The organism is Flavobacterium sp. (genome assembly GCF_965284515.1).
Taxonomy (GTDB): Bacteria; Bacteroidota; Bacteroidia; order Flavobacteriales; family Flavobacteriaceae; genus Flavobacterium.
In genome coordinates this window covers 855,482-870,864 of sequence record NZ_OZ260089.1, presented here as the reverse complement: position 1 = coordinate 870,864, position 15,383 = coordinate 855,482, and the positions used below count along the sequence as shown (strand labels likewise).

The window sequence follows — 15,383 nt, the reverse complement described above, 5'->3', positions numbered from 1 at the left end:
GTAAAATAGCAATATTTTCAAAATAATGTAGTGCAAATTAACAAAAAGTTATATTCTGTTAAATACAAAAAAAGCCTAACATATATGTTAGGCCTTTTTCAATTGTATTTTCTTTTTTTATTCTAAAACTATTTTTCTAGTAAGCTTTAAACCTTCTCCTTCAATATTAATTAAATATACTCCAGATTGATAATTCTCAATATTTATCGATCTTTCAATAGAAAAATCATTAAATTCTTTTGAATAAACTTCTCTACCATTTAGATCTAATAAATTTACTTTTAAAGACCCTGTATAATTGTTCACAGAAATATTAATCAATCCTTTTGATGGATTTGGATAAATCTTAACTCCATCATTTAATGACACATCATTTGATGATAATAATGGGCTTGTGAAAACTCCTGAAAACAAACCTCTACCGTAAGTAGCTGCAAAAACAGTATTGTCGTTTCTTAAGTCTAAATCTACTACTTTCACATTACTCATACCGTTGTATGATTGTTTCCAAATTGGTGATGCAGTAGAGAAAGTATTTGTATACCAAACACCAAGCTCAGTTCCTATAATTACCTCATTTAGATTTAATGGGTTTTGTAAAATACATTTTACAGGTAAATCTGGTAAATCACCTTCTTTGTTTTGCCATGTTGAACCTCCGTTAGAAGAATACCAAACACTAACAACATTATAATTATGCATAGTTACAAAAATATCATTTTCAGTCTGTCCGTACTCAATATCAGACATACTACCAACAAAACTTGGCCCTGTAATTTCTGACCAAACCGGAGACACATCTGCATTAGTAACTTTTAAAAGCTTTCCTAACCTTGTTCCAACTAATAAAGTTGTACTTCCTGTTGTATAAGGTGAAACTGCAAAAGCAGTTGGAGAAGCCGTTAATAAAGCATCTGTTAAATTTGCTCTATTTACAATTCCTGATTTAATATTTCTATATCTTCTAATTTGATACGTCGTTCCATTTGAATAATCTGAATACAATACATCTCTATTAGAATCTAGAATCATTGGCGCAATAAATGCTCCATTATTTCCATTATTATCATTATCTATTGTACGAGTAGCACCTGAAGGAATAGGTCTATAAGTAATGCTTTCATTATATACATAATTCGAAATATAGTACTTATCTGCACCTTGATCAAACATTGTAAATGCACCATCACCTCCTTGAGACTCAAAACTTGAATTAATTCCAGCTCCAACACCACCAAAATATTGTGTTCCATTATCTTGTGCACCTGCAGCAAAATATTCTCCTGATAAATTACCTCCTGTAGCTCCTGTTGGAGCAGCTCCTACACTATAGAATTGCGTTATGTTTAAACCGTTATTTCTAGCTGAAGTTGTAGTTCCTGAGTTATTTGAATAATAAACTCCTCCATCGTTACCAAAAACCATTCTTGTTGAAGAACCTGGAGCAAAAGCCATTCCATGTTGATCAGCATGTACCTCTTGATATCCAAATCCACCGTACCAATGCGAAAATTGAGACCATGAAGTACCTCCATTAGTAGATTTAAATAAATCAATCCCTCCAGTATATACTGTTTGGTCGTTATTTGGGTCTACTTCTAGCATTAAATCGTAAAAAGCTTGTCCTCTAGTAAAATCTGCTCCAACTCCACCATCTGCATCAGCAGGAAGTGCTAAAGTTGTAGTGGTTCCAAAAGCATTAGTTGTTCTATACAAACCTACAGCTGCTGTAGTTGTTAACTCAGCTAAAACATATACTTTGTCAGCAACAGTCCTAGAAACTGCAATTTGCGTTCTATCTCCATTAGCTACTGTATATCTATCTGTAAAAGTTACTCCATCATTTGAAGAAAAAATCTTTCCTCCACCATCACCATATACTGTACTATTAGTTGTTGAAACCCAAACTTTATTATCTGCCGCAATTTCAATATCATTAGGGCAGTGCTTTTTACCTCCTGCTGTTAATGGTAATGACAACTCTGTCCAAGTTGACCCTCCATTGATTGATTTGTATAAACCAAAACCAGGTCCTCCAAGATATGTAGCCGAATTAGCTGCACCATAAAAAGAATCTCCAGCTGCAACATAAATTTCTGATGTTCCTCCGTTATTTCTAACTTTAATATCATTAATATGTTGTTGTCCAGGTACTAAATTTCCTGTAAATGTTCCAGGGCCAGAAGTAAGAGAACCTGAAACAGTTCCGCCTAAAGCAGCTGCCTCTAAAATATCTCCGTCTGCTTTTGAAACCATTACAGAAGGAATAATAATAGTTCCATCTGTACCACCCATTGCAACAGGAGTTCCATCAACGTTATTCATCATAATTACACCTATTGCACCTGCCGTTTGAGCATTTTTTACTTTTTCAACAAATGCACAAGTTCCTCTTCTAATTAAAGCAATTTTACCTGACACATTGTTTGTTATAGGGTTTGCATTACAACCTAATGGAGTTGTATTACTTACTAATACAATATCACCAGTAATTGGTGTAGTTATTGGTGTACCAAAAGCAGTTGTTGGATAACATGCGTAACTTCCAGCAATTCCTCCTGGAGCTGATATCACAACATTAGCTGCAGACTCAAAAGTAGTTGGTCCAGTAATTCCACCGAAGATGTTTGTCCAAGTTGTTCCTCCATCAGTAGATTTCCACACACCGTCTCCATTTACATCTCCTCCAACATATGATTCACCAGTACCTACATAAAATGTAGTTGAACTATTTGGGTCAACTGAAATAGAAGAAACAGCTAAGTTATCTGGAATATTCACTCTTGTCCATACAGTAGCAGCACTTGTAATATCAGTATTTTTCCATAATCCTCCACTTACTCCACCAGCAAAAACTGTTTTAAAAGTTGGGTCATTAGGATCAAACATAACCGCTCTGACACGACCTCCAACATTATTAGGCCCTCTTTCAGACCAATTATTGTCACTTGCATCACCAGGTGTTCTTCCTGAAGCTAAATCTGCTTCTCTTTGATCTGCGATTTCTTTTCTTAATCTATGTAGGTTTTCAATTGAAGGTCTTCCTGTTGAAGGGTTCATTGAAAGTTCCCACTCTTGTTCGTAATATTTATTTGGCGGTAAGCCGGCTGCTTTTCGATCCGATTTATCTAAAGCCATAGACTTTTTGAATGGACTATTGTTTAAAAAGTCTTCATGTTTTTTTCTTAATAATTCTATTTCACTTGTTTCTTTAGAATTATTTACATTAGCAATCACATTCATGTTCTTGCTTTCAACAACATTCTTATTTGATTCATCAAATGAAATGTTATTTTCTACAGATTTTACAACTGAAGATTCTGCTTTTTTAATTTCATTTTTATTTTCTACTTGTTTATCTCCTTTACAAGCGGAAAACAAAAACAAAATCGTACTTACTGTTAGAAGTAGATTTTTTTTCATAAAATATTATGTTTTAGGTAATTGTAAACAAAGTAAAACTATTTTTTTTAATTTTTTTAAAAAAAAATGTGATATTTTAATATTATCTTTTGTTAGATTGAATTATGTTAAAAAGCTGTAAGGCTTTGCCATCAGTAAGCATGGATACAAAATGACAAATATTTAGCAATCGATCATAAAGCGAAATCTTCTCTTGTTGGTAACGCTCCGGCAACAATTTCAGAACTAAATTATCATAATTTGAAGGGTTTCCGTTTGCTTTATTAATGTATGCGGTACAAAAAACATCTAATAAAACATTGATTACTTTATAACCAATAATCTCTTTTTCGATGACCTCTTTGCTTTGGTATACATTTTTAACGCTAATTTTTATAATATCATCCATTTGTGCTTTGTACTGACTTTTGTCCATTATCGCAAAAGGGAAGTTGCCTGAAAGTATCGCTTCTTCATTTACCATAAAAATCTTTACAGCATCTTGAATTAAACTTCCAATAGCTAAAGCACGTAGATAACTTATTCTATCTTCTGTAGTGGTAAGTTCGTTGTATTTTTTTGAATCGATTCCGTTTTTGACTAATTTGATTAAATATTCTAATGCAAATTCTTCTTGAATTAATCCTAAGTTAATTCCGTCTTCAAAATCAATAATTGTATAACAAATATCATCTGCTGCTTCTACTAAATAAGCCAAAGGATGACGTTCAAAACCAATATCGTTTCCTAATTTATTTGGAATTAAACCCAGTTCTTTTGCAACTTCAGCAAAGAATCCTTTGTCTTGTTGAAAGAAACCGTATTTTTTATCACAAATGTTTTTGGTTGGCTTTTTAGGCAAACTCTCTTTTGGGTATTTTGTAAAAGTTCCAAGCGTTGCATAGGAAATTCTTAATGCTCCTTCTATACCTTCTCTAGAAGTTGAAAGCACCGAAAAACCATTTGCATTTCCTTCAAAATCAATTAAATCTTGCCATTCTTTATCAGAAACTTGGTCTTTGTATTGTTGTCCGTTTCCGTTTGTAAAATATTCGCCAATAGCTTTTTCGCCAGAATGTCCGAAAGGCGGATTTCCAATATCGTGAGCTAAAGAAGCTGCCGCAACAATAGCTCCAAAATCGTTCATTTGGAAACCGTGAATTTCAGCCAAATAAGGTCTTTTTTCTAAAACTTGTTTTCCAACTAATCTTCCTAATGAACGACCAACTACCGAAACTTCTAAACTGTGCGTTAGTCTTGTGTGTACAAAGTCGGTTTTTGATAATGGAATAACTTGTGTTTTGTCTTGTAAACTGCGAAACGCTGCCGAAAATATAATTCGGTCGTAATCGACTTCAAAACCTAAACGAGTATCGTCTTGTTCTTTTCTTAATCGTTTACTTGTATCGCCTTGTCTTTTTAAAGACAAAAGTTGTTCCCATTGCATCATTTGAAGTTAGAAGTTAGAAGTTAGAAATGTTACTCTTTATCATTTGCTAAAAAGAATACTTTTGATTTTTTTGGGTATTTATCGTAACTGATATCGCTAGGGTTTTCAATTATTGATTTGATATTTACCTCATCTCCAATTTTAAAACCAGCAACTACTTGTTTGTAATCTAACAAATAAGGACCACAGAAGAAATTCCCATCTGCATCTTTCTCAATAATTCCTGTATGAACTCCTTTTTTTTCTTTTGACATGACTTTTTTATTTTATTTTTCAAATGTACGAATTGAAATGCAATTTTTATATAAAAGAAAACAGCCATCTTGTGACGGCTGTTTTATAAATTTATATTTCTTCTTAATTAAGAACCGCACATTTCACAGTCTTCTGGTCCTGCATCTTTAGCGCGAGCTAACATTGCTTTGAACTCATCTTCTGTCATTGCTGCATTTTCAGTTTCTGCAGTAACGGCGATTGGCTCTGCTTTTTTGTCGTTATTTAAGGTAAACTTAATTGCATCAACTGCAGATTTTGTTCTTAAATAATACATTCCTGTTTTTAAGCCGCTTTTCCAAGCATAGAAATGCATAGAAGTTAGTTTTGCCATTGTTGCACCTTCCATAAACAAGTTTAAAGATTGAGACTGATCAATGAAATAACCTCTTTGACGAGACATATCAATAATATCTTTCATACTCAATTCCCAAACTGTTTTGTACAATTCTTTAATATCTGCTGGTATAATGTCTATGTTTTGAATAGAACCATTATGACGCATTATTTCTTGTTTTAAGCTTTCGTTCCAAAGACCTAAATCTACCAAATCATGCAATAAATGTTTGTTTACAATTATGAACTCACCAGATAATACTCTACGTGTATAAATATTAGAAGTATATGGTTCAAAAGCTTCATTATTTCCTAATATTTGAGATGTAGAAGCTGTTGGCATAGGCGCTAATAATAATGAGTTACGTACTCCGTTTGCCATTACTTCTGTACGAAGCGATTTCCAATCCCATCTTCCTGATAAATCTTCATCTTTAATGTTCCAAAGGTTGTATTGAAATTCTCCTTTAGAAATTGGTGAACCTTCAAATGTTGAATACGGCCCTTCTTCTTTTGCTAATTCCATAGAAGCTGTTACAGCTGCAAAGTAAATTGTTTCGAAAATTTCTTCGTTTAACTTTTTCGCTTCGTCACTTGTAAATGGCATTCTCAATAAAATAAAAGCGTCTGCCAAACCTTGTACTCCAAGTCCAATAGGACGGTGACGCATGTTTGAGTTTTCTGCTTCTTTTACTGGATAATAATTTCTATCGATAACTTTATTTAAGTTACGTGTAATTCTTTTTGTTACATCAAATAAGAATTGGTGATTGAATTTACCGTCTTCTACAAACATTGGCAATGAAATAGAAGCTAAGTTACATACTGCAACCTCATCTGGTGATGTATATTCTATAATTTCAGTACATAAGTTAGACGAACGAATTGTACCTAAATTCTTTTGATTTGATTTTCTATTTGCTGCATCTTTATACAACATATATGGTGTTCCTGTTTCAATTTGTGATTCAAGAATTTTTTCCCATAATTCACGTGCTCTAATTACCTTTCTACCTTTACCAGCTTGTTCGTAAGATGTATATAGTGCATCAAACTCTTCACCATAAACTTCATCTAAACCTGGGCATTCGTTAGGACACATTAAAGTCCAAGTTGTGTCTTCTTCAACACGTTTCATGAATAAATCACACATCCACATTGCGAAGAATAAATCTCTTGCACGCATTTCTTCTTTTCCTGTATTCTTTTTCAAGTCTAAGAAATCGAAAATATCTGCATGCCATGGCTCAATATAAATAGCAAAACTTCCTTTACGTTTTCCACCACCTTGATCTACGTAACGAGCAGTGTCGTTAAATACACGAAGCATTGGTACAATTCCATTTGAAGTTCCGTTTGTTCCACGAATATAAGAACCTGTTGCTCTTACATTATGAATAGCTAAACCGATTCCTCCCGCAGATTGCGAAATTTTTGCAGTTTGTTTTAATGTATCGTAAATACCATCAATACTATCATCTTTCATTGTTAATAAAAAACAAGATGACATTTGAGGTTTTGGTGTTCCTGCGTTAAATAATGTAGGCGTTGCATGTGTGAAGAATTTCTTCGACATTAACTCATATGTTTCAATTGCCGATTCGATATCGTTTAAATGAATACCCACAGAAACACGCATTAACATGTGTTGCGGACGCTCAACAATTTGACCGTTTATTTTTAAAAGATACGAACGCTCTAATGTTTTGAATCCGAAATAATCGTAATTAAAATCTCGGTTATATATAATAGTAGAATCTAATTTTTCAGCATTATCCATTATTGCCTTATACACTTCATCAGAAAGCAATGGAGCATATTTACCAGTACGAGGATTTACATATTGATACATCTCTGTCATAGTTTCAGAGAATGATTTAGTTGTATTTTTATGTAAGTTAGAAACAGCAATACGAGCTGCAAGTTGTGCATAATCTGGGTGCGTAATAGTCATTGAAGCGGCAGTTTCAGCAGCTAAATTATCTAACTCTGAAGTACTTACTCCATCGTATAAACCTTCAATTACTCGCATCGCAACTTTTACCGCATCTACTAAATCACTTAAGCCGTAGCAAAGTTTTTTAATCCTATCGGTAATTTTGTCAAAACTAACTGGCTCTTTATGACCATCTCTTTTTACTACATACATAATCTTACATTGTTTTAAAAATAGAAAATCCCTTCTCTATTTTTGGGTTATTTGTATTTATACTGAACTCATTTCAGTATTATTTTTAGTTGACTGCTTTTTAATTAAAAATCTGCGTCAAAACTTATTTTTCCAGATTCTGAATCGGTATTCATAACACCTGCTTTTTGGTATTCTGCAACACGTTTTTCAAAGAAATTTGTTTTTCCTTGTAAAGAAATCATATCCATAAAATCAAATGGATTTGAAGAATTATATTCTCTATCGCATCCTAATTCTACTAATAATCTATCTGTAACAAACTCTAAATATTGCGTCATTAAAGTTGCATTCATTCCTATTAAACTTGCTGGAAGCGACTCTGTAATAAATTCTCTCTCAATAGTTAAAGCATCGATAAGTATTTCTCTAATTCTATCTTTTGGCACTTTATTTACTAAATGATGATTGTGTAAATGCACTGCAAAATCACAATGAACTCCTTCGTCACGAGATATTAACTCGTTAGAAAATGTTAATCCAGGCATTAATCCACGTTTTTTTAACCAAAATATAGAGCAAAACGCACCCGAAAAGAAAATTCCTTCTACCGCTGCAAAAGCAATTAAACGTTCTGCAAATGAATCTGACTCAATCCATTTTAAAGCCCAATCTGCTTTTTTCTTAATTGCTGGAAAAACCTCTAAAGCATTAAATAATTTGTCTTTTTCTACCTCATCTTTTACATACGTGTCAATTAAAAGAGAATAGGTTTCGCTATGAATGTTTTCCATCATGATTTGAAACCCGTAAAAGAATTTCGCCTCAGCATATTGTACTTCATTTACAAAATTCTCCGCTAAATTTTCGTTTACAATTCCGTCTGAAGCAGCAAAAAATGCTAATATATGCTTGATAAAATACTTTTCGTCATCATTTAACTTAGTATTCCAATCTGTGATATCTTGGTGTAAATCTATTTCTTCAGCAGTCCAAAAACTAGCTTCCATTTTCTTATACCATTCCCATATATCATGGTGTTTAATTGGAAAAATAACAAAACGGTCTTTATTTTCTTGTAATATTGGTTCGACTACTGACATAGTTACTTGATTTTTATTGTTTTAAAAAGAATATTATTTGTTTCGAATGGGGTTTACAAAGTTTGTCATTTGAAACGAGAAATGAAAGTCAAACTTATTCACAATTAAGCCAAGTTTTTAACAACGAGTAAAAAAATTCTTACTCTCTTAAGTGGAGTTATTTAACTGATTACCAAAGTGTTATATAAAATAAGAATTGAAGTAAAACTCACCTTATCAGCGATTAAACCTACTGTTAAAGAGTGTTTTATAGAATGTACAAAATGAATTACTTTTTAAAATCGGTAGCAATTTTTTCTAATTCAGAATACCATTCTTCTCCAAATTTTCTAACTAGTGCTTCTTTTACAAATTTGTAAATAGGAACACCTAATTCTTTACCTAATTCACATGCGTCTGAACAGATGTGCCATTTGTGGTAATTTACAGCTGAAAAATCTGAATATTCTTTTACACGAATTGGATAAAGATGACAAGAAACTGGTTTTTTCCAATCTACTATTCCTTCATTATAAGCTTGCTCAATTCCACAAAGCGCAGTGTCTTTGTCAAAAATTACATAAGCACAATCTTTACCATCAATTAATGGCGTTTCCAATTCTCCAAATTCTGAAACAGTATGTGTTCCTTGCTCTTCGATAGCTTTAATTCCTTCTGGACGAAGAAAAGGTTTAATTTTTGGATAAATATCGGCTAATATTTTAGTCTCTGCTTCATCTAAAGGCGCACCAGCATCTCCATCTACGCAACAAGCTCCTTTACAAGCAGACAAATTGCAAACGAATTCTTTTTCAAAAATTTCTTCGGAAATAATGGTTTTATTTAACTGAAACATCTTAAAATAATTAGTCCACAAAGATACCTATTAGATTTCAGAAATTAGAAATTAGATTTCAGAAATTTTCTATGCGGAATGAATTAATAAAGTATAGTTAAAATGAATTTAGCTTTCACAACTTATATTTATATTTGTAGAAATTAATTAAAATGTTTGACTGGAAAGAGATTTTTACCATAAGCATGATTCTTTTTGCTGTAATTGACATTGTAGGTAGTATTCCTATTATTGTTGATTTACGCAGTAAAGTTGGTCATATCCAATCGGAAAAAGCAACCATTGTTGCAGCAATAATTATGATTGCTTTCTTATTTGTAGGAGAAGAAATTTTGAAATTAATAGGAATTGACGCTAATTCATTTGCAGTTGCAGGTTCGTTTGTATTATTCTTTTTAGCGCTCGAAATGATTTTAGGAATTAGACTTTACCGAGAAGACAATCCAACCACTGCTTCAATTGTACCTATAGCTTTTCCTTTAATTGCTGGAGCAGGAACCATGACAACACTGCTTTCGTTAAGAGCAGAATACGACAAAATAAACATTATTGTTGCCATAATAATTAATGTAATTGTGGTTTATGCCGTTTTAAAATTGTCGGGCAAAATTGAAAAAATATTAGGTACAAACGGATTAGGCATTATACGTAAAATATTTGGCGTAATATTGCTTGCTATATCAGTTAAGCTATTTGCAGCAAACGTAAAAGGGTTATTTGTTTAAACATTAAATTTAGATTAAAATGAAAATATTTACATACATCGTTATTTTTTTAGCAGTATTATTGATAGGCTTAAATGTAACACAGATCGACACCAGTAATCCTTTTGAAGGAAATTCATCAGTTGCTTTAATTGGAGTTGTTGCCACTTTGTGTGCGGTTATTTTAGTTGTCATTTTAAAAATGGCTAAAACTATTGAAGAGAAAACAAAAAACTTATAGTTTATGTTTGATGCTTTAATTATTGGCGGTGGAGTTTCTTCTGTTTCATGTGCACTTATATTAGGTTCTGCGTATAAAAAACCTTTTGCTGAAGACAAGAAAATTGGAATTATAAAACATCAAAAAGCATCTTCTTTACAAAATGCAGTTTTTAATAATGCTTATGGAATTCCAAAAGGTAAATTAGGCTCAGAACTACTTATTGAAACCACCAATCAATTAAAAGAACTTTATCCTCATGTGGAACAAATTGAAGGCGAGAAGGTTTTAAGAATTGAAAAACAAACTTCTGGCTTTCTAGTTGAAACCAACAAAAATAAATACACTTCTAAAATTGTCGTTATAGGAATTGGATCTGGAAATCCTTTTACCTTTGAAGGATTAGAAAACTATATCATTCCTCATAAAAAAGCGGCTCCAGAAAAAAACAGAATTCAATTGAAAAACGAAGATCATCTTGTTGATGAAGGAATTTATGCCATTGGTGTTTTAGCCGGACACAGAAGCCAACTCTCTATTGCAGCAGGAAGTGGCGCAAGCGCAGCAACTGATATTTTAACTTTATGGAATGACGGAAAACCTGTTCAGGTTCATGATGCTGTGAATAAATAAACTATTTAATTTCCAATACCTTCTTCACCATATCATCTTCATTTAAAATGATTTGGTAATATTCTTTTTCATCAAACAGCTGTTTGACAAATTCGGCAAATAAATAGTTGTTTACTTTTTCTTTTTCCAAAGAGAAATTTAAAATAAATCCGCTTTGTGCTACATATTTTTTAAAGTCTGATAAATACTTTTCATTATTCAACAACTCTTCTTTTAATTGTTCTTTTGTTAAGCCGTTAAAAAAGTTTCTGTCATTGTCTATTTGTTCAAAAACATAATAACTCAACAATCCAGATTGCATTACCAAAAGTGTAACCTCATCTCCATTTTTAACCTGAAAAGGCACAAAAACATCAGGGGAAATTCCGCCACCACCATACACTATTCTCCCTTTTTTAGTTTTAAACTTTAAACTATCGGCAACTTTTATAGTGTCGGCTTCGTATAACTCTCCGCTTTCAAAACGTTTTTCAAATTCATTAAAATATTGCGCCCCTTTATCTGCATAAGGTTTTTGAATTGAACGCCCAGAAGGTGTAAAATATCTTGCAACCGTTAATCGAACTGCAGAACCATCACCCAAAGACATTTCTCTTTGAACCAACCCTTTTCCAAAAGATCTTCTCCCTACAATTGTTCCTCTATCATTGTCCTGAATTGCACCTGCTAAAATTTCGCTTGCAGAAGCGCTATTCTCATTAATTAAAATATATACTTTTCCGTTTTCGAAATCTCCTTTTTTGGTGGCCAAAGTTTCATCAACTTTCCCTTTTTTATTTTTCGTTTTAACAATTAAAACATTCTCTTTTAAAATTTCGTCGGCAATTTGATTAGCGATTTCTAAATAACCGCCTCCATTATCTCTTAAATCGATGATTAATTCATTCATGCCTTGTTTCTTTAAGCCAACAAGTGCTTTGTGGAATTCTGTATAAGTAGTTTCGGCAAAACGGTTGATTTTTATAAAACCCGTTTTATCTTGAAGCATTAAAGCAATGTCAACACTTTTTATTGGAACAACTCCTCTAGTTACTGTAAACTTGTATTTTTTATTATTCGATTTTCTATAAACCAAAAGTTCAATTTTTGAGTTTTCTTCTCCTTTTAGTTTGGCTAATAATGTGTCGTTAGAAATATTCTTATCAAACAACTGCGTTTTGCCTGCAAACAAAATTCTATCTCCAGCTAAAATTCCTGCTTTTTCTGAAGGACCGTTTAAAGTTGGTTTTATTACAGCTAAAGAATCTTTGTACATATAGAAATTAATGCCAATACCCACGAAATCACCTTTCATGCTTTCGCTTACAGACTCGAGTTCATTTTTAGCAATGTAAACAGAATGTGGGTCTAGGTTTTCTAAAATGCCGTTTACGGTTAAATCAACTATTGAATCTGTATTGATGTCGTCAACATATTCTCTTTCGATAAAATCTATAAGTTTGTTTAATTTGTTTTTATAAGTGTTTTTGCCAGAAAGTTCAGAAGAATTATTCAATCTATTTCCCAAAAGCAATCCAAATGCAATAGCTATTGCAATTATTGTAGGAAAATAAATTTTATTGACTTTCATTTTTACTTACTTAAATCTGATAACAACTCTACTTCTACTCCAGCCTTCTTTAAAAAATCTACTCCAGAAGTATCTTTATATTCTTGATGATAAACTACTCTTTTAATTCCTGACTGATGAATTAACTTACTGCAATCTTTACATGGAGAAAGCGTAATATATAATGTAGCATTTTCACATGATTGTGTAGAACGAGCTACTTTTAAAATGGCATTCGCTTCAGCATGTAAAACATACCATTTTGTTAGATTATCTTCATCTTCACAGCAATTTTCAAAACCTGAGGGTGTACCATTGTATCCATCAGAGATTATCATTCTATCTTTTACAATTATTGCGCCAACTTGTTTTCTTTTACAATAAGACAATTGCCCCCATTCTTTAGCAATTCTTAAATAAGCTTTGTCGTATTTTACTTTTTTTTCTGACATTATCTGTTCCAAATTTCATTTTCAATTAACATTGGCAAAACTAAACCAATTATGAAAGCTGACAATACTAATGCCCAATCTCTTTTTGAAAACCTAAAGAATGTTTGTGCTATATAACTAATTACAAGAACCACAAATACCACTATTATTTGCGAAGCCTCTATTCCTAGTGCAAATTCCAAAAGAGGCAATACCTTATCGGCAGCACTTCCTGGTAAAATGGAATTGAAATAATTTGAAAATCCTAAACCATGGATTATCCCAAAAAACAAAGTAACTATAGCAACAAATGAAATGCTTTCTTTTTTTGATGATTTACCTGCAGTAAACAAATGAAATATAGCTGTAATCAGAATTGTAATGGGTATTAAAAACTCCACATATTTTGGCGCTATAAAAACGGTTCCAAAAACAGATAGTATTAATGCTAAAGTGTGACCAATCGTAAAAATTGAAACTAATAAAAAGATGCGTTTCCAATCTTTAAACGCATATGGAATCATTAATGCTATTAAAAACATTACATGATCGTAAGCATGAATGTCTAAAACATGTTCGAGTCCTAATTTAAAGTAAAGCCAGAATTGAGACATGGGTGTGTTTGTTTTGATTTATTCAAACTTACAATTTATTTTATAATTTATTAAATGCTTTAATAAAACCTTGTATTTTTTTTCTAAAAAATGAAATATAAAGTATATTTGCATAACATTAATACATACAATTATGTCATTTTCAGATTTATTTGATAACGAATTTAAAAACAGAAACAAAAGTCATTTTTCTGCAATTGTTAGAGTTGCTTTATCTGACGGAGAATTAACTCCCGAAGAAAAAGAATTTTTAGACAAATTAGCCATTAGACTTGAAATTTCTCAAGCAGAATATGAAGAGATTTTAGAAAACCCTTCAAAATACCCTATTAATCCTCCTGTTTTATATACACAAAGATTAGAGAGATTGTATGATTTATCTAGAATGGTTTATGCAGATCATGTTTTAGGGCCAAAACAAAAGCAAATCTTAACGCGTTTTTCATTAGGTTTAGGGTTCACTCCAAGTAATGTTGAACATATTGTGAATAAAGCACTTTCATTATTAGTTCTAAATGTAGATTTAGATACTTTTATGTATGAAATGCAACACATGAATAAATAAAAAAAGAAAAGCCCTTCATAATTAAATGAAGGGCTTTTTTATTATTACGAATTCTTCATGAATTCTTCGGCTTTTTCTACCATATTATAACTTCCGCAAAAGAACGGAACTCTTTGATGCAGTTCTGTAGGTTGAATTTCCATAATTCTACCAAAACCATCTGAAGCTTTTCCACCTGCTTGTTCTGCTAAGAAAGCCATTGGGTTACATTCATAAAGCAATCTTAATTTTCCTTTTGGCGCTCTAGAACTTGTTGGATAAATATATATTCCGCCTTTAATCATATTTCTGTGAAAATCTGAAACCAAACTTCCTATGTATCTAGATGTATATGGTCTATTTCCTTCTTCCGCTTGGCAATATTTTAAATAGTCTTTTACTCCTTGAGGAAAGTGAATGTAATTTCCTTCGTTGATAGAGTATATGTTTCCATCCTTAGAAAACTGCATATTTGGATGCGATAAATAAAATGTTCCAATAGCGGGATTCAACGTAAATCCATTTACACCATGACCCGTAGTATAAACAATCATAGTAGAAGTGCCATAAATTACATAACCTGCAGCAACTTGTTCTGTTCCTGGTTGTAAAAAATCGGCTTCTGTTACTGGTGTTCCTACGGGAGAAACCCTTCTAAAAACTGAAAAAATAGTTCCTACAGAAACATTTACATCTATATTAGATGAACCGTCTAAAGGATCCATTAAAACTACATATTTATTATTATGACTGTTGTCTGAACCTGCAACCGTAATAAAATCATCATTTTCTTCGGAAGCAATTCCGCAAACAATTTCTCTATTAATTAAAGTCTGAATAAAAACTTCGTTAGCATAAACATCTAACTTTTGCTGATCTTCTCCTTGAATATTTTGTTCTCCAGCTGCACCAACAATATCAACTAATCCTGCTTTGTTTACTTTATAATTGACAACTTTTGCTGCCAAACGAATAGAGTTAATTATTCTCGATAATTCTCCAGTTGAATATTGAAAAGAGGTTTGATTTTCAATGATAAATTCGCCTAAAGTGGTATTTCTTTCTTCCATTAGTAAATATGAGTTGTTGTGTTATGGTACAAATATCGTGTTTTTTGTGAAATGAGTAAATTATTTCGCTATATGTTTGTTAGAATCTTAT

The 15,383-nt window shown here is 32.0% G+C and carries 14 protein-coding genes; 4 read left to right on the top strand and 10 right to left on the bottom strand.

Annotated elements, in window-relative coordinates; genetic code table 11:
• Window positions 1-117: 117 nt before the first annotated feature.
• The 6 genes from ACQ65T_RS04000 to ACQ65T_RS03975 form a co-directional block, all read right to left on the bottom strand.
• Entirely contained in the window at window positions 118-3,423 is a 3,306-nt protein-coding gene (locus tag ACQ65T_RS04000) for a PA domain-containing protein (protein WP_430399810.1), read from the bottom strand.
• 82 nt (window positions 3,424-3,505) lie between these two features.
• Window positions 3,506-4,849, bottom strand: a complete 1,344-nt coding sequence (gene dgt / locus ACQ65T_RS03995) for a dGTP triphosphohydrolase (protein WP_430401322.1) — start codon at window positions 4,847-4,849, stop codon at window positions 3,506-3,508.
• A 32-nt stretch (window positions 4,850-4,881) separates the two neighbouring features.
• Window positions 4,882-5,106 carry a hypothetical protein gene (locus tag ACQ65T_RS03990; protein ID WP_264560138.1) on the bottom strand — a complete coding sequence of 75 codons (225 nt, stop codon included), beginning with the start codon at window positions 5,104-5,106 and terminating at the stop codon, window positions 4,882-4,884.
• Window positions 5,107-5,213: 107 nt separating this feature from the next.
• Complete coding sequence (locus tag ACQ65T_RS03985; protein WP_430399809.1) at window positions 5,214-7,610, bottom strand: ribonucleoside-diphosphate reductase subunit alpha; 2,397 nt, start codon at window positions 7,608-7,610, stop codon at window positions 5,214-5,216.
• 104 nt (window positions 7,611-7,714) lie between these two features.
• On the bottom strand, window positions 7,715-8,692 hold the full coding sequence (locus ACQ65T_RS03980; protein ID WP_430399808.1) for a ribonucleotide-diphosphate reductase subunit beta: 978 nt from the start codon (window positions 8,690-8,692) through the stop codon (window positions 7,715-7,717).
• Window positions 8,693-8,960: 268 nt separating this feature from the next.
• On the bottom strand, window positions 8,961-9,527 hold the full coding sequence (locus ACQ65T_RS03975) for a DUF3109 family protein (RefSeq protein ID WP_430399807.1): 567 nt from the start codon (window positions 9,525-9,527) through the stop codon (window positions 8,961-8,963).
• Between the two features lie 152 nt (window positions 9,528-9,679).
• Between ACQ65T_RS03975 and ACQ65T_RS03970 the strand changes: the two genes are divergently transcribed.
• From ACQ65T_RS03970 to ACQ65T_RS03960, 3 genes are read left to right on the top strand one after another with little or no spacing between them, the layout of a single operon-like run.
• Window positions 9,680-10,252: a MarC family protein gene (locus ACQ65T_RS03970; RefSeq protein ID WP_430399806.1), complete on the top strand. Its 573-nt coding sequence runs from the start codon at window positions 9,680-9,682 to the stop codon at window positions 10,250-10,252.
• 19 nt (window positions 10,253-10,271) lie between these two features.
• Window positions 10,272-10,472, top strand: coding sequence for a hypothetical protein (locus ACQ65T_RS03965; RefSeq protein ID WP_430399805.1), 201 nt, complete (start codon window positions 10,272-10,274; stop codon window positions 10,470-10,472).
• Between the two features lie 3 nt (window positions 10,473-10,475).
• Window positions 10,476-11,084 (top strand): FAD-dependent oxidoreductase, encoded by a 609-nt coding sequence (locus ACQ65T_RS03960; protein WP_430399804.1) that lies wholly within the window; start codon window positions 10,476-10,478, stop codon window positions 11,082-11,084.
• Window position 11,085: 1 nt separating this feature from the next.
• Here ACQ65T_RS03960 and ACQ65T_RS03955 read toward each other — a convergent pair whose 3' ends face one another.
• The 3 genes from ACQ65T_RS03955 to ACQ65T_RS03945 are packed head-to-tail and all read right to left on the bottom strand — an operon-like array spanning window position 11,086 to window position 13,678.
• Window positions 11,086-12,654 (bottom strand): S41 family peptidase, encoded by a 1,569-nt coding sequence (locus ACQ65T_RS03955; RefSeq protein WP_430399803.1) that lies wholly within the window; start codon window positions 12,652-12,654, stop codon window positions 11,086-11,088.
• A gap of 2 nt (window positions 12,655-12,656) precedes the next feature.
• Complete coding sequence (locus ACQ65T_RS03950; protein WP_430399802.1) at window positions 12,657-13,085, bottom strand: deoxycytidylate deaminase; 429 nt, start codon at window positions 13,083-13,085, stop codon at window positions 12,657-12,659.
• Window positions 13,085-13,678, bottom strand: a complete 594-nt coding sequence (locus ACQ65T_RS03945) for a HupE/UreJ family protein (RefSeq protein WP_430399801.1) — start codon at window positions 13,676-13,678, stop codon at window positions 13,085-13,087. Before ACQ65T_RS03945 ends, ACQ65T_RS03950 begins: the two co-directional genes overlap by 1 nt.
• A 133-nt stretch (window positions 13,679-13,811) precedes the next feature.
• Here ACQ65T_RS03945 and ACQ65T_RS03940 point away from each other — a divergent pair, with 133 nt between their 5' ends.
• Window positions 13,812-14,243 (top strand): TerB family tellurite resistance protein, encoded by a 432-nt coding sequence (locus ACQ65T_RS03940; RefSeq protein ID WP_430399800.1) that lies wholly within the window; start codon window positions 13,812-13,814, stop codon window positions 14,241-14,243.
• A gap of 44 nt (window positions 14,244-14,287) precedes the next feature.
• Here the strand turns inward: ACQ65T_RS03940 and fbp are convergent, their stop codons facing one another.
• Entirely contained in the window at window positions 14,288-15,292 is a 1,005-nt protein-coding gene (fbp, locus tag ACQ65T_RS03935) for a class 1 fructose-bisphosphatase (protein WP_430399799.1), read from the bottom strand.
• Window positions 15,293-15,383: the final 91 nt, after the last annotated feature.